Origin of the sequence: Algoriphagus sp. Y33, from assembly GCF_014838715.1 — a bacterium.
Lineage (GTDB): Bacteria > Bacteroidota > Bacteroidia > Cytophagales > Cyclobacteriaceae > Algoriphagus.
On record NZ_CP061947.1, the window covers coordinates 4198565 to 4215254 of the forward strand.

Genomic DNA, 16690 nt, shown 5'->3' on the forward strand with positions numbered 1-16690 from the left:
TCTTCAGACTGCAATTTCAAAATAGAGCAGTCTGAAGACTTCATTTAGCAAGGCAAGTCAGGAGACTTGCGCCAACTAAGGTTTTTCAAAAAAAACAGGCAATGGTTTTACAAAAAAAAAATCAAATTACTATTTTCGCATTCACTCGGGGTGTAGCGCAGCCCGGTTAGCGTACACGTCTGGGGGGCGTGAGGTCGCAGGTTCAAATCCTGTCACCCCGACTTGATTGAGAAGGAGCCATGAGTTAACATCTTATTGCTCCTTTTTCATTTGCCTTAAACTTACAGACCAAATTTCTCTTGGCAAATGCAGCCATCGTTTAAAATTTGAACTCTGCACTGGTCCAAATGCACTGGTCTAAGTCTTCAGACTTGGACCCGAAGTACTGCAGTCTTCAGACTGCTTTTCAATGATCGTAAATTTATTTAACCATAGCAGTCTGAAGACTGCATTGAATAAGGCACAAGGTCCGAAGACTTGCGCCAATTGCGCTGGATGCTCTAGTTCAAGTCTTCAGACTTGGACTTAACTTGCTGCAGTCTCCCGACTGCACTTAACCAAGAAGAAAAAATTAGTAAACTATTCAATAAGAATCACATCAATCATCTTTTCCGGTAATCCTGCATAGTTGGATGCACTGCTATAAATATAATCCTCTGCTGAATACACCAATCCGGCAACTACTGGATTCTGATGTATGTAATTGAGACATCTACTGATCTTTTCATTTGTATTTAGCTCAATTGGATGATTATGTTGCTGCCATAATTGAAAAACCGTGTTGTTTGAGTTCTTTGCTCCGGCTTTCCTAAAGTGATTAAGCAAAAATTCTTTTCTGCTTTCATCCTGGCTTGTCTGGATAGATTTAACTATTTCTGTCGAAGTAAATTTTTTGAAATCCCGGATAATTGACTCGATTGTTGGCTCACTATTTCTGCCAATGATCAAATGAATATGGCTTGACATGATGCAAAAGGCGCATAAGTCCAAGCCTTTATTATTTTGGCAGTATTTTAAAGAATCTACCAGAATATCTCTGTAATGTTTTCGCGTGAAGAGATCAATCCATTCTACAATTGTAAAAGTCACGAAATATAGTCTCTCCTGATCTCTGATTTTGTATTTTCTGCTCATTTAAAAAGTCATTAGATTACTAATAGTAAGTTACTTAAAAGTGAAATGATTTTTCATGGATTAGTTAAAAATCAGGCAGTCTGGTTCAAGTCTAAGTCCGGTTCAAGTCTTCATACTTGGACCCAAAATATTGCAGTCTTTAGACTGCCTTTCAGTAATCGTCAATTTATATAACCACAGCAGTCTGAAGACTGCATTTATTAGCAAGGCACAAGTCTGAAGACTTGCGCCAATCTCTACTGGTTCAAGTCTATTGACTTGGACCCTAAGTATTGCAGTCTTTAGACTGCTTTTCTGTGATTGTAAGGTTATTTAACCTCTGCAGTCTGAAGACTGCATTATCATAAGCACAAGACTAAAGTCTTGCGCTAATCAATCAGGTCTTATAACCTAGAGTCAAGATTGATCTTCGACGTCATTGCGAGGGAAGAATGACCGAAGCAATCTCATCGTATCATAAAAGATTGCTTCGTCGTGCCTCCTCGCAATGACGTGGCACCAAATTTTCAAATCCGCCACAGCGGACAAGTTATTTCATTTTTCAATCTTTCAATCTAACGCTCAATTCCGTACCTTTGCAGCTTACCAGCCAAAGGACATGATTTTCTTCTTTGAATCCCCTCAAAAAACCGTTTACGCTGTACAATCTCCACACCCTTTCGCGCCCGAAGACCTAGAAAAGCTGACTTGGCTTTTTGGCGGAGCAACAGCTATTACTGCACCTTCACTTTCCGGTAAATACTCAGGACCCCGCAAGGAAATGATCACTCCATGGTCTACCAACGCAGTGGAAATCACCGCAAACATGGGAATCCCCGGCATTATCCGAATTGAAGAGTTCTTCCCGCTAAATGAAGGAGACAGCATTGACCCAATGCTTCAGCATGCATTTGAAGGGCTGGATCAGGAGATTTTTGATATTCACCTGCAGCCCGAAGCGGTCATAGAAGTAAGCGACATCGCGGCATATAATAAGGAGCATGGGTTGGCACTTAGCCAAGAAGAAGTGGATTACCTGGACAACGTCGCCAAGCAATTGGCCCGTCCTCTGACGGATTCTGAAGTCTTTGGCTTTTCCCAAGTAAACTCTGAGCACTGCCGTCACAAGATTTTCAACGGCACCTTTATCATCGACGGTGTAGAAAAACCGCAGACACTTTTTCAGCTCATCAAAGAAACTTCCAAGAAGCACCCAAATAGAATCGCTTCTGCATATAAAGACAATGTGGCATTTGTCGGAGGACCAAAAGCACAGCAATTCGCACCGAAAACAGCACATCAAGCGGACTTCTTCGAAACCCGTGAAATCGACACGGTTATTTCCCTAAAGGCTGAAACACACAACTTCCCTACTACCGTGGAGCCTTTCAATGGCGCGGCAACCGGAGCCGGAGGAGAAATCAGAGACCGTCTCGCAGGAGGCACGGCATCCATTCCTTTGGCGGGAACCGCGGTATACATGACCTCTTATCCTAGATCGGAGAAAGGAAGAAGCTGGGAAAGTAAGCTAGCTGAACGCCCTTGGCTATACCAAACACCGATGGACATCCTGATCAAAGCTTCCAATGGAGCGTCTGATTTCGGAAATAAATTTGGTCAACCGTTGATCTCCGGATCCCTTTTGACTTTCGAGCACGAGGAGGATGGGAAGCATCACGGATTTGACAAGGTAATTATGCTGGCCGGTGGTGTGGGATTCACCAATGCCAAATACACCAAGAAAAACGAACCAAAAGCCGGTGATCAGATTGTGATCATGGGCGGCGACAACTATAGAATCGGAATGGGCGGTTCGGCGGTTTCTTCATTGAATACCGGAGAACTTTCCAATGCCATCGAACTGAACGCCATACAACGCTCCAATCCTGAGATGCAGAAACGTGTATCCAACGTGATCCGCGCTATGGCTGAGAACGAAAACAATCCGATCATCTCCATACACGATCACGGAGCAGGCGGACACTTAAACTGCCTTTCTGAACTGGTAGAAAACACCGGAGGCACGATTCATATTGACAAATTACCGGTGGGAGACCCTACCCTTTCCGCTAAGGAAATCATCGGAAACGAATCCCAGGAGCGCATGGGGTTGGTAATCGGCAAAGCGGACGTTGACACCTTGCATCAGATTTCCGACCGTGAGCGCGCACCATTCTATGTGGTGGGCGAGACTACCGGAGATATGCATTTCAAATTCGAAAATGGAAAAACCGGTGAAAAGCCGGTGGACTGGAACCTGAGCTACATGTTCGGCTCTTCCCCAAAAACCATTTTGGAAGATAAAACCACCAACGCCTCTTTTTCGGAAGCAACTTATGAAGCAGATCTGATCCAAGGATATATCCGCGACGTACTGCAACTGGAGGCTGTGGCTTGTAAAGACTGGTTGACCAACAAAGTCGATAGATCCGTAACCGGTCGTGTGGCAACTCAGCAAACTGTCGGTGAGATTCAACTTCCCCTGAATGACGTGGCTGTGATGGCCTTGGACTTTACCGGAAACAAAGGTATCGCCACCTCCATCGGTCATGCACCTGTGGCAGCATTGGCAGACCCTGAGGCGGGAAGCCGGTTGGCAATCGCAGAGGCGATGACCAACTTGATTTTCGCACCTATTCAGGATGGTTTGCAGGGGATTTCCCTTTCTGCCAACTGGATGTGGCCTGCCAAAAACAAAGGTGAAAACGATAGATTATACAGAGCGGTAGAAGCAGTTTCGAAATTTGCCATTGATTTGGGAGTGAATATTCCTACAGGAAAAGACTCCCTCTCCATGACTCAGAAATACCCTGACGGAAAAACGGTTTATTCTCCCGGAACGGTGATTATCTCCACAGTGGGAGAATGCTCGGATGTGAAGAAGACGGTGAAAACTGCTCTGAAACCAATCAAAGGAAGTAGAATCCTCTACATAGATTTTTCCAAGGACGACTTCAAACTGGCTGGCTCCAGCTTCTATCAGGCGCTGAACAAAGTAGGAACAGAAACACCTGACGTTAAAAATCCGCAGTATTTTGCACAGGCATTTACAGCTGTACAGGACCTCATCGATCAGACTTGGGTGCTTGCAGGTCATGATATCTCCTCAGGCGGATTAGTCACAGCCCTGTTGGAAATGTGTTTCCCTGTACAGAATATTGGATTGAAAGTGAAACTAGATCGCTTGCATGAGCCGGACATGGTAAAAGCATTGTTTGCCGAAAATCCAGGAATCCTCATTCAGGTGGCTGATGAGCATGCAGTAGAAGCCTTATTGGCAGAAGCGGATGTGGACTACGTGGAGTTGGCCAAAGTGACTGATTCCGGAAATATTGAATTTGCAGGAAAAGACCTGACGCTGGACATCACTGAGCTTCGTGATGTATGGTTCAGATCTTCCTATCTATTGGACAGAAAGCAAAGCGGGGAGCAACTAGCCAAAGACCGCTTTGACAACTATAAAAATCAACCGCTGGCATTTGAGTTTGCAGAAGGCTGGAAAGGTAACTTTGCGGCAGCGGGACTTGATCCTTTCCGCACTACGAAAGGCAAGGCGAAAGCAGCAATCATCCGTGAAAAAGGGGTGAATGGAGATCGTGAGATGGCTTACTCCCTTTGGCTGGCTGGATTCGAAGTGAAGGACATTCACATGACCGATCTGATCGCAGGTCGTGAAAACCTGGAAGATGTACAGCTAATCGTATTCGTGGGTGGATTCTCCAACTCCGATGTACTAGGTTCGGCCAAAGGTTGGGCAGGTGCATTCCTCTACAATCCGAAGGCTAAGCAGGCGCTGGACAACTTCTACGCAAGACCTGACACCTTGAGTTTGGGCGTATGTAACGGTTGCCAACTGATGGTAGAACTTGGCCTGGTCACTCCTGATCATGCCGACAAACCAAAGATGCTACACAATGCATCCCATAAGTTTGAATCCACTTTCGTGAATGTAACCATCCCACAAAATGAGTCTGTGATGTTAGGCTCACTTAGCGGTCAGAGACTAGGTGTATGGGTAGCCCACGGAGAAGGCAAATTCCATCTGCCTCAGGCAGAAAGTGACTACAACTTCGCGATGAAATACAGCTACGAGGCCTACCCAGGCAATCCAAACGGTTCCGATCACGCTACTGCAGGTATCGCCTCAGCAGACGGTCGTCACTTAGCCATTATGCCGCATATCGAGCGAAGTCTGAAGCCTTGGAACTGGGCTCACTACCCTGCTGATAGAAATGATGACTTTACACCTTGGATGGAGGCTTTTGTGAATGCGAGAGTATGGGTTGAAGAACATACTTCTTAAACCTCCGATATTCATTATTGGATGTTCATCATTCGATATTCTTCTGATTGAAAAATTGGAATATTGAAAGATTGAAAAATTAAGAACCTCGAAACTTATAAATCCCTTAGAGAAATCTGAGGGATTTTAGAAAAATACCCCAAATTATAACCCAAGGTATCATCTTTAAGAACTAAAGAATTATGATAAGTTTTTGATGTGATCTCTCACTTTAGAAACTTCAGTTTTTTCCTCATAGATTTTCTTTAATACAAATTCCAAAACGAACTTTAAACTTGTTGCTTTTTCAAAACATTCATCTTCAGATAATTGATGGATTCCAACTGAGAGTGTCCCGTATAATAACCTAAAAGGGTTATGCCCCAAACCCTTCAACGAATCAGGCAAATATTTAAAAATTTCATCTATCAGTTGTGATAGAGCATGTTCACTTTCATGCCTTTCCAACAATTTTTTTAATTCCATGCTTTCAGGTGTATTGATTTCAGCTACCTCAGTAAGTAAATGAAGTATTTCATTTTCTACAATTCTTCTGAAATAGGCGAATGCTCCAATTCCAAAATTGGATGATAGGTTCATCAATGCTTTTTTATAAAGATCTAGATTTTCAGGATTAAGGATTTTTTTCGCAAATCCATCAACGTTTATAGAAAATGGAGGGTCTTGCCCTATTTTCTTTGCATAGAAATAATAATTTTCCTCATGTAATTCAGTGAAAAATTCAATAAGAAAAACCGCCCTTTTTCTCTTACAATTTTGACATTCGCCATATACTTTCTCTGTAAATTTCTGACCCTTCAGTCCATTGATTTCATAAAAAGCGTACCTAACTCTTTTTGAAACAAGTAATCGATTATTATTTGCGGCATGAATTTCCATTTTCCGCAACGTTTCTTCCTCAAATTTCAAAAGATGAGTTTGCTGCTCGGCTTGGCAGATACATAAAAATGGAAAACCAAAATTTTCTAGCCCCAATGGAATTTCAGCAAACTCTCCATTGATACGCTCTTTTTTATATAATGGGTGGCTTTGAAGCAATGTTCTAAAGCTATCGCAATTAAATCTATTTTCATCCATACTATAAAAATAAACAAATATTTTTCACCTACCCCTTGCTTTCCACCCATCTGAGCGCAATTTTACAGCCCAATAGAAAATTAAATTCAAGCATTAATTACAACTCTTTTCAATAATTTTCCACCAGTCCAGATTTTCCCAAAAACGATTTTAAAGTAAAATTGATAATCATCGTTTTCAGAAATTTGAATATTTATCAAACCTAAAATATGCTTCAAGTTAAAGAGAAAAGCATTATAATCTTTTTCACTAACAAGTAACTCTTTAGCCCTTGTATAATAAATAATACAGTCGTATAGGGTTGAATTCAAATCTGAAAATTCTTTGGATTTAATTATCATCATTGAAGTTTCTACATCCCTAGTTAAAAGATCATATAACTTGAGATTACAGCTATAGGTAGAGCTAAATATTTCCTTTTGAATAGCCTCCTCGCTAATAATAACCGAGTAATTTTCACTAAGATCGCTTTCATTAAAATTTGGGACATATTCTTTGTCTCCAAATACTTCATGAAAAATTTTTAAAATATCAATTACGGTAAGACGATATGCTTCAAACTTGGCAAAAGCTTGAAATTCACGGATAGCAGAGTTCATATGAGATGTGAAAAAAATTATAGGAATTGAGACAATTAAGGATGAAAAAACTGGCATAAAAAACACACCTAGTTCATAGCCGTATGAGAAAAATTCTGGGTTCTCAGAATTTATAGAAATAATCAAAATACCACCAATACTAGTCATAAATGAAAGAACCCAAATCCAATTCAATTTATACCATGCATAATGAAAATGTTCAGAATTCATTCTTTCGACCTAATTAGAAAAGTATTTTACCTATTTCTCCATCATTTTCTTCAACAACTCCACCTTTTCCCGCTCGGATTCCAGAAGTCGCTCATAAAGCTTTTTGTTTTCTTCAAGTGCCTCAACCCACTTCTCTATCGGATTTACATTAAAGGTTGTATGATAATTCACACCGCTGAATTGACCATTGAATGAAGAATTAAAAAAGTTGATGGCCGATTCCTCATTAAAACTCTTAATCGCTTCCGCCGGAACCTTTAAAATCTCAGCCACCTGACGCAAGAGGTCTTCCTCCACTTCTTCCTTTTGCTCCAGCAGGCTGATTTTCTTCTGGGACCAGTCAGGCCCGAGTTCGAAGGCCAGTGACTCCTGCTTGATGCCCATCATCTCACGAAAACGCTTGATATTCCTGCCGTGGTGGATTTTTTCGTTCATAATCTGAAGTATTAGAAAGGGAAATTAAGAAAATCTGCCCAAAGTCCTTGGACTAATTTATTCCTTAGGGATGAGATCAGCAAGGAATCCGAGGTATTGCCTGATAAATCCAGACAAAAGGTGTCGGGATGGGTGAGTAAGGATTGAGATTTCGTTTGTCAAAAAGGCACAAAGATGCGAGAAGTCAATCCTACTCTAGGTGCAGTAAAATCGCTCGTAGACTGGGAAAAGTATATATCGAACCCCTTCTAGCCATACTTAGTGTACATTCAATTAGCAAACTAGGTGAGTTTAGTTGTCTAATTGATTTTAAGCCTCCACCAATCCTTCTCAAATGTGATGTAGCTTCTAGTGTCACCAAAACCTATAAAGATATCATTTCCTACTATTTCTAAAACTTGTCCTGTGTAAGCATTACCAGGATATTCCCCAACCATTTTCCAACTTTCTTCAGCGGGATTAAACTGCCATATCTCTTTAAATTGCTCCTCTTCACCCTGATAATCACTTTCTTTGCCTCCAAGGATATATCCAAATCCATTCTGTGCAAAACCAGTTGCATCGTATCTCTTAATGCCCGGGAAATCTGGAAGAACTTCCCATTGATCTGTAACGAGATCATAACTATAGTTTGATTTGGTCCCTTTTCCACTATCCATACGGCACGTGAAATAGACCTTATTTCCGACTCTGAAGTTGGCTGAATAAACAATAGATGCTGGAGCACTAGTTTTTTGAATGAATTGGAAATCAATTAAACTGATTTCGTATGTTTTCCTACCCCAAAAAAGTATTGCTTTATCACCATTTACTTCAATATCACCATAATTCATACCTCTAAATGCAGGTAAGTCGGCCACTTTTTCCCAACTATCGGAGACTGGATCATAAGCATGAACCGCAGTGTATTCGATATGATCGCATGCAACATTTAATTCCGGACAGCTTAAGGTACCGCCTACAAACACGTAGCCTTTTTCATTATATACCAAGACTTCACCTCCAATGAAAGGTCCCAAAGGAAATGAAGCTTTTTCCTTCCAAGTGGCTGAGTTTATATCATATTCCCAAAAATCTCCATAATAGGTAGCATTAGAGCCGTAGCCTGTTCCAACATAAATTTTGTTTCCTATGGTGAAAGAAAATGCACCTGTTCTTCCAGAGGAGGGGAATTCTCCGATATTGGAAAATTCCAACTGGACTTCATCAGGATCTGTAACTTGTGGCTCTTCACTACTTGAACAGCCTGATACCATACATAGAAATAAAATGATGATGGTTATTGATTTCATAAGTCTTGGATTTTATAGGAAAAGTAGCACAAAACTATGGTATTTTAATCTACTGATTTTGTGATCATAATATGGAATTTTAAATACCACCAAATCGTCCCCAACTGAGCGTAGATTGTGACAACATTTATATTTCTGGATTTGTAATCCTTCTACTTCACTAGTTTCCCCCCTGAAATCGCTTCGCTCATTGGACTATAGCTTCAGGGTTGACATTTCCCAACGTCGATTCTATATACCCCGCATTTCATACGGGGCTACGCCTCGGCGCACAGGTATTTATTGTTTGACCACTTCGTGGTCGGATATCGAAATAGAATTATGTGAAAATCTCAACTATTCATGATCCCAACGGGATCGAACCATGAATAACCATGGGTGAAACCCATGGCTATGAGGGCAAATGTATCATACCCCACGACCCCGAAGGCGGTCGAACTCCGCAGCTGTACTTGTACTGCTCTAAGCTAATGTCATGAGGTCTAAGCAATGTGTTTAGCTGAAAAGGTTGAGAAGAATGACTATATGGTTTGTGGGGTATTTTTAATATCGGCCATGCCTAAAGGCATTTTCAAATCACGGGTTTATCATTTTACCAGCCATTGAAATGACTGGCTATAGAATCGATCATGCCTACGGCATTTATTAGAACGAAATCTCTCATTCTTGCCAATTCCCAGAACACAGATCATAAATATCATAAAATTTGTAAGTCCGGCAAATTAATCAAACTTAACCCACCCTACAGGCTGGCTGCTCGCTAGATTTGTCCAGTGGACAAATCTTTAACGCTCGCCCCTCAGCGGGACGACCCATCTTCTTGCCAGCCGTTTCAACGGCTGAAAAAATTGATGACAGAATGATCCGGCAAAGTCCCAGAGGGACGGGCGATATAAGATAAGAGCTAAGCTCAGTTACAAACTCATACAGCATCCGGATCATTTTCAGCGCAAATAGAAATTGCCGTCTTAGTCGTAATCGCCCCCGTCTGACTGTTTTGTTAAGAATTTCCCGACCTTTGAGCCTTGGACTAACCCAACAAACCACTATGTTAATTATACCTGAAGAGAAAATCAGTGGATATTTAGATTATACAGAACTGATTGGAGCGCTTCGAGAAATTTTCCAGTCTGACTATACCATGCCATTGAGGCACCATCATTTTTATAAAACACCTCAGGGAGATGACAACACATTGATTCTAATGCCGGTTTGGAACAGCGAATACATGGGCATGAAGCAGGTAACTGTAGCACCGGCAAATACCAAAGGTAATATACCTTCTATTTTTGCGCAGTATATTCTTAGCGATTCCAAAACGGGACAACCTTTGGCTATAATGAATGCCACTGAGCTAACCGCCCGGAGAACGGCCTGTACCTCAGCACTTGCAGCTTCATACCTGTGTAGGAAAGACGCAGAAAATTTACTTGTAATAGGCGGCGGATCTGTGGCTAAACATTTGGTCCAGGCTCATTTGGCTGTAAGAAAATTCAAAAAAATCAGTGTATGGATGCGAAACACTGCCAAAATGAAAGAATTCGTTACCAGCTTAAACATTCAGGGAATTCATACCGAAGCGGTTACTAATTTAGAAGAATCGGTCGGTCATGCAGATCTTATCTCCTGTGCCACGCTTTCCAAAACTCCAATTATTAAAGGAAAATGGATACAACCCGGAACACATTTAGACATGATCGGCTCTCATAAACCGACTACCCGGGAAACGGACAATGATGCCATTCGTAAGAGCTCCATCTTTGTCGATTCGCGTGAAGGAGCATTACATGAAACCGGTGAACTTGCACTGCCTATTGCTGATGGAATCATTACAGAAAAGGACGTTAAAGCTGATATCGTTGAATTAATCAAAGGCATTCACCCTGGAAGAACTTCGCGTGAAGAGATCACTCTTTTCAAGTCTGCAGGCTTGGCTATCGAAGACCTTGCAGCAGCACTATTGGTTTATAAAAGCTATAGCTCCTCTGTCCAAGAGTAAAACTCAACCCCAACCCAGTCCTACCTGCTATCGGGCTGCACTGAGCTGATAGATGCTGCTCTTAAACTTCGAATTTCTCATTTGAAACTTGTCTGAAGTAGGTGGTTTTGACAATTGTCCCATGTCGGATTAAGAACATACGATTTATGGAAAAATGAAAACATCAATCTTTATTGCATGCTTTTTCGTTATAACAGCCTGTCAAACTGAAAAGACGATGAAAGACCAACAAAAGAAAAAAATCCAGGACTATATTTCCTCATACAATGCTTTCGATGTAAATGGTATGATAAAAGACTTAGGAGAAAATATTGTGTTTGAAAACATATCAAATGGGAAAGTGAATATGCGAACGGAAGGATTGGAAGCGTTTAAGGGACAGGCAGAAACTGCAAAACAGTACTTCAGAAAAAGAAAGCAAACGGTTCAAAATTGGCAATTCAATAACTCAATAGTTTTAGTTGACATAGCTTATGAAGCTACTTTGGACAAGGACTTACCTAATGGTCTGAAGCGTGGAGACACGCTTGAATTGAATGGAAAATCCTCCTTTGAATTCAGTGGAAATGCAATTATCAGGATAACGGATGAAAGTTAAAAAGCCCACTCTGAGCTTAAATTAGGCATTGAGCCAAGTGTAAATATCATTATTCCTTCATAGTCAATTTACAATCGGAACACCGTCATTGAATCAATTAAAAATTGATCTTGATATTCGTCTTAAGCTATAATCTTTATCCAGTATAAATCAAACTGGTTATTAAACGATTTCCTTTGAAATGTTTCAAATCAGGATTGCTTAACGGTTTCTTTAATCCCCTTCTTTGTGGCTAAGCCAAAAAAAGCTTACCTAGTAACTGAAGCACCTTTTTTATGGAAAGGTACGGGGTTCCATAGCCTGCCCCGATTAATCGGAATGACTATAGAAAAACAAGTATAACCACATGAAAAACAGAATTGGAACAATCTCTCTAGCCGTTGCACTTATCGGATTGGTGTTTTTTGAAGCGATGTTGCGTTTGGGGATTCTTTCACATCAGGGTTGGAAAGTGGTATTGGCAGGTTTTGAGGCAGCAGCGATCGGAGGATTTGCAGATTGGTTTGCTGTAAGCGCCTTGTTCCGTGAGATTCCCATTCCGTATATCAAAAGACACACCGATATCATTGCCAAAAACAGGGGAAAGCTGACCGAAGGCATTGTCGATTTGGTGACTAACCAATGGCTCTCTCCGGAAGTCATTTCCGGAAAAATGAATGAAATGGATCCCGCAAAGGCTATTTTATCCTTTCTGAAAACTCAGAAAAACCAACAAAAAACTATTGCCGTGGCAAAAAAAATCGTGATGAAGTTGGCAGACGAATTGGACAATCCAAGAATGGCATCAGCTCTTAAAGCTATGCTAAATGAGCAAATCAACGAGCTGGATTTGGCATCGACCCTAGGGGAATGGCTGGAAAAATCGATTACAAACGGTGATCACAACCAGCTTTGGGAGTTGATGATTGAGGCAAGTTCCACAGCGATTCACAGCCCTGACACCCGAAAACTTCTGCTCGACAAATTAGAATATGCCGCCGCTGAATATGGAGACAAAAGTTTAATAAAAGGACTTACCATTTCCCTTGCAAAATCTGTTGGAGGAATTGATCTGAATGTACTTGCTGATGATCTTCTCAACAAAGCAGAGGAATTTTTGGCTGAAGCCAAAGCAAATCCTTCCCATCCGATTCGTTCCAAATTTGATAATTGGCTGTTGGAGTTTGCCCGTCAACTAGCTTCAGGAGACGCAGACAGCCGAAAAATGATAGCTAATTTTATTCAAGGGTTTACACAGCACTCAGATGCTGAAAAGATTATTAACAACCTGCTGGAAGGTTTCAAAGAAACACTTAGACAGCAACTTTCAACTAATGACACTCCACTTATGCAGTTTGTGATTTCCAAATCGAACAAGGTGATATCTGATTTGGAAAATGATCCCGAAGCTCAGAGCAAAATAAATCATTGGATAAAAGAAACAGTTTCCCGATTAATAACCCAATTTCATGGAGAAATCGGGAATATGGTTCGAAACAGTCTCCGCAAATTGGATGACAAAGAATTAGTAGCTCAAATTGAGGAGAAAGTTGGCAGTGACCTGCAATATATCCGTTTAAATGGAGCGGTGGTCGGAGGTTTGGTTGGAATTCTGATTGCGTTATTAAAACTGATCTAAAGTCATCACTGAACAAAGAATCACGTTGGAAGAGGAGAGGTATAAAGTAATCGAAAGCAATTACACCTCTCTATCTTATCAACAGGAAAGAAATTGATACTGACAGTAGACACTTATTACACGGGAATTCAACATCAATTCTGCATACACTCCAATTCCCCAGTCAACGGAATATCCCGTAAGCATGGTCGGTGAGGACACTGATCAAGGGGACACAACACAATCGAAAATGAAAAGAATTCTGCTCATCCTATTATTTGCACCACTATCGCTATTTGCTCAAACCAGTGATTTTGGCAATTGGCTGATTTATTTTGGCAACAAAAAAATCAATGACAAATTCAACTGGCATCACGAGGTTCAGTATCGTAACTTCAATTTTATAGGCGACACAGAGCAACTGCTCTTGAGGACGGGCTTGGGGTATGACCTTTCGGAAAACAACAATAACATCCTTGTGGGTTATAGTTTTGTCTATAGTGAACCTTACATTCAGAACACGGATGAAAAAACCAAGTTTAACGAACACCGTATTTATCAACAGTTCATTACACGACAAGCGTTTGGACGTTTCGCACTACAACACCGCTACAGATTTGAACAACGATTTTTCGATGATGACTTTATACTTAGGCTAAGATATTTTCTTTCTCTAAATGTGGCTCTTAGCAAAAAACAAATGACTGACAATACACTCTATTTTTCTACATACAATGAGGTTTTCATGAATACAGAACAGACATTTTTTGACAGAAACAGACTTTATGGAGGACTTGGATACAGATTTTCTAACATGAGAACAGAAATTGGTATAATGAACCAATCCACCAATAATGCTTCCCGAAATCAATTGAATATAATCACATTTCTAAATTTTTAGATTATTGAGTCAGAGGCTGACAACTTAAAAAAATACGGTTAAAGGAACACACAGAGGCATGATTATACACCGCACGAGATTCCATAACCTGTCCCTACTATTCGGGGTAGTCATTGAAAAACAAATTATAAACGCATGAAAGAAAAAGATTCTTTAGCAGTTCTAGATCAGGGCCCCTTTTATCATGGAACGAAGGCAGATTTGAAAGTTGGCGACTTGCTGACATCGGGATTTAGATCCAATTACCGCCCGGATGTGATTATGAATCATATTTATTTCACTGCCCTGGTCTAGGGGGCAGGTCTTGCCGCTGAACTGGCTCCCGGCGATGAGCCTCCACGTATATATAGTGTAGAACCGACGGGACATTTTGAAAATGATCCCAATGTCACCGACAAAAAATTCCCGGGCAATCCGACCCGTTCTTATCGTAGCAAAGAGCCCCTAAAAATCATTGGCGAAGTAACCGATTGGGTCCGTCTACCACCCGAAGAACTCAAGAAATGGCAAGAAAATCTGAAAAAATTACGGGGGGATCCGAAGACAGAAATCATAAACTAATCAATACGATTTCCTCAATAAAAAAACCAACTCGCCGCTACAAGATACCGTCGAGAGGGCGAGGCTAATACTGAGCGTATAACAAGCGTCGAGGGACTACGTTTTTCAACCCTACAGATGCAAATCTATTGTATGCCTTAAACATCCAAAATATGCCTGCCCTTTTCCCCTATCCGCTGTGAAGTTTCTACCGTTATATACTTTCTTTGGTCAATCTGCTGAGGTTGCTCTCTGCTGCAAAAATAACTATGGATACTTCTTCGCACGCGGTCAGTTTGATTAGTAGTACCACCATGCCAAACGTGCGAGTTAAAAATAAACACCGATCCTGCGGGAGCTATAATCCGGATTTCGTCGGGATGTTTGTCATACGGGTCTGCCATCACTTCATCGGGCAAGGTGCTTAATCTATGTGATTTGGGTACGATTCGGGTAGACCCATTTGTGGCTGTAAAATCGTCCAACAGCCAAATACTGTTGCAAACTTTGTATGAGTCATTCACGACCGTATTTTTCCAGTCCACATGGAGTTTTTGAAGTCCTTGATTGGGTTTTGCTGCCCGATAGTTGAGCGACGATAATTTGTACGCTTTCCCTAAAACGGCTTCAATACCCGCCAGCACACGAGGATGCGTATAAAAAACATCGAAAATGGAGCCTTTATTGACCAAATTAGCCAAGCGATCCGCCCCTTCTTCTTTCGGATGACGGATATATTTTGATTCTGCCAATTCTGCCCCCGCATTTTCACCTTCCGACCACATCAACTCGTCAATTCTGTCATTCACTTTCTTCACTTGCTCTGCAGTCAACAATTGCCCTAAATCAAGATAACCATAGCTATCCAAAAATTCGATTTCTTCTGTTGTAAGCATATGTAGATAGTTTATAATTGACCGCAAGTCTGCCAATGTTCAAATAATGATTGAATGCAATTACGCCGGACACCTAAATTTCTTTGTTTAAGGAGATGGGAGACGGAAGAACCTCACTTGCTAAAGGTAGGATAAACTTGAAATTACTTCCTTGCCCTACTTCACTTTCAACCCAAAGATGCCCATCAAGCCCTTTCACAAACTCTCTGCAAAGTGCCAAACCTAGGCCAGAGCCACCTTCGCTATTAGTACCTAGGGATGTCATGGTAGTGGATGGGTCAAAAATCTTACGAATGGTCTCTTCGCTCATTCCTACTCCATTGTCGCAAATAGAAATCTCCACCTCATTGTCGCTTGTTGTCGTTAAGATATCAATACACCCTCCTTGATTTGTGAATTTTATTGCATTAGAAATTAGATTTCGCAAAATAGTTCCTAAAATATTTCTGTCTGTATATAATACGATATCACTCGTTGGTGCATATTTTAAAGAAATATTCTTAGTCTTTGCACGCGATTCTTTAAGCCAGAGTATCTCAGTTATGAACCTGGACAGTATGATTTTCTCTGGGATAAAACTTAATTGCCCCGTTTGTGATTTTGCCCAATTCAACAAGTTATCAAGCAAATTAAGGGTGTTTTTGGCAGTAGAATTAATTAGATCAATATATTCTACAGATTCTACTTCACTCATACCGTTTTCTTTGAGGAGCTCAGAAAGGCCTATAATATTGTTGAATGGATTTCTTAGATCATGTGCAATGATGGAAAATAACTTATTCTGGGTTAGGTGTAATTCTTCTAGTTTAAGCTTACTCTGTTGTATTATAATATTTTTTTCAAGTATCGTTTTTTCATCAATCTCCTTTAAAAGCATAATGAAACCTATACAGGAACCACTTATGACAAAAAGTGAAATTATCAGAAACCAATTACCAATCGTTGAATTAGTCGTATAGATATAGGATTGATCTAATTGGTAAATATAAAATGCCCTGATCAGCTGGAACACAGAATAGATCAAAAGCACTCCACTTATCAGTAAAGCGGATTTGTACTTATTCTTATTGGTAAAAAGATAATAGGAGCCAACGCCAAAGAAAAATGAAGAGGATGCTATCCGTATTACA

Annotated in this window: 12 protein-coding genes, 1 tRNA gene and 1 pseudogene; 7 read left to right on the forward strand and 7 right to left on the reverse strand. The window is 40.7% G+C overall.

Going from position 1 to position 16690, the window contains the following annotated elements:
• The first annotated feature begins 146 nt into the window (after window positions 1-146).
• A tRNA-Pro gene (locus tag ID165_RS16800) sits at window positions 147-221 on the forward strand.
• A gap of 358 nt (window positions 222-579) precedes the next feature.
• Here the strand turns inward: ID165_RS16800 and ID165_RS16805 are convergent.
• Window positions 580-1134 carry a transposase gene (locus ID165_RS16805; RefSeq protein WP_192346236.1) on the reverse strand — a complete coding sequence of 185 codons (555 nt, stop codon included), beginning with the start codon at window positions 1132-1134 and terminating at the stop codon, window positions 580-582.
• Window positions 1135-1732: 598 nt separating this feature from the next.
• On the opposite strand from ID165_RS16805, the gene purL reads away from it, so the two are divergent.
• Window positions 1733-5416, forward strand: coding sequence for a phosphoribosylformylglycinamidine synthase (gene purL, locus ID165_RS16810; RefSeq protein WP_192346238.1), 3684 nt, complete (start codon window positions 1733-1735; stop codon window positions 5414-5416).
• Window positions 5417-5596: 180 nt separating this feature from the next.
• On the opposite strand, the gene ID165_RS16815 is transcribed toward purL, so the two are convergent.
• From ID165_RS16815 to ID165_RS16830, 4 genes are all read right to left on the reverse strand, one after another.
• Window positions 5597-6493 (reverse strand): hypothetical protein, encoded by an 897-nt coding sequence (locus ID165_RS16815; protein WP_192346240.1) that lies wholly within the window; start codon window positions 6491-6493, stop codon window positions 5597-5599.
• 86 nt (window positions 6494-6579) lie between these two features.
• Window positions 6580-7302, reverse strand: a complete 723-nt coding sequence (locus tag ID165_RS16820) for a hypothetical protein (protein ID WP_192346243.1) — start codon at window positions 7300-7302, stop codon at window positions 6580-6582.
• A gap of 30 nt (window positions 7303-7332) precedes the next feature.
• Complete coding sequence (locus ID165_RS16825; protein WP_192346245.1) at window positions 7333-7737, reverse strand: helix-turn-helix transcriptional regulator; 405 nt, start codon at window positions 7735-7737, stop codon at window positions 7333-7335.
• A gap of 299 nt (window positions 7738-8036) precedes the next feature.
• Complete coding sequence (locus tag ID165_RS16830; protein WP_192346247.1) at window positions 8037-9029, reverse strand: kelch repeat-containing protein; 993 nt, start codon at window positions 9027-9029, stop codon at window positions 8037-8039.
• A gap of 1048 nt (window positions 9030-10077) precedes the next feature.
• Here ID165_RS16830 and ID165_RS16835 point away from each other — a divergent pair.
• The 5 genes and pseudogenes from ID165_RS16835 (at window position 10078) to arr (ending at window position 14685) form a co-directional block, all read left to right on the forward strand.
• Window positions 10078-11028, forward strand: a complete 951-nt coding sequence (locus tag ID165_RS16835; protein ID WP_192346249.1) for an ornithine cyclodeaminase family protein — start codon at window positions 10078-10080, stop codon at window positions 11026-11028.
• 217 nt (window positions 11029-11245) lie between these two features.
• Window positions 11246-11626, forward strand: coding sequence for a nuclear transport factor 2 family protein (locus ID165_RS16840; RefSeq protein WP_192346251.1), 381 nt, complete (start codon window positions 11246-11248; stop codon window positions 11624-11626).
• 346 nt (window positions 11627-11972) lie between these two features.
• Entirely contained in the window at window positions 11973-13244 is a 1272-nt protein-coding gene (locus ID165_RS16845) for a DUF445 domain-containing protein (RefSeq protein ID WP_192346253.1), read from the forward strand.
• Window positions 13245-13473: 229 nt separating this feature from the next.
• The gene (locus tag ID165_RS16850; RefSeq protein WP_192346255.1) at window positions 13474-14124 is read left to right on the forward strand and encodes a DUF2490 domain-containing protein; all 651 of its coding nucleotides are present in this window, start codon (window positions 13474-13476) and stop codon (window positions 14122-14124) included.
• Between the two features lie 135 nt (window positions 14125-14259).
• A pseudogene (gene arr, locus ID165_RS16855) lies at window positions 14260-14685 on the forward strand (NAD(+)--rifampin ADP-ribosyltransferase).
• A gap of 137 nt (window positions 14686-14822) precedes the next feature.
• Here arr and ID165_RS16860 read toward each other — a convergent pair.
• A complete protein-coding gene (locus tag ID165_RS16860; RefSeq protein WP_192346257.1) occupies window positions 14823-15560 on the reverse strand; it encodes a phytanoyl-CoA dioxygenase family protein in 738 nt (245 codons plus the stop codon).
• Between the two features lie 73 nt (window positions 15561-15633).
• Window positions 15634-16437: a sensor histidine kinase KdpD gene (locus ID165_RS16865; protein WP_192346259.1), complete on the reverse strand. Its 804-nt coding sequence runs from the start codon at window positions 16435-16437 to the stop codon at window positions 15634-15636.
• Between the last annotated feature and the right edge of the window lie 253 nt (window positions 16438-16690).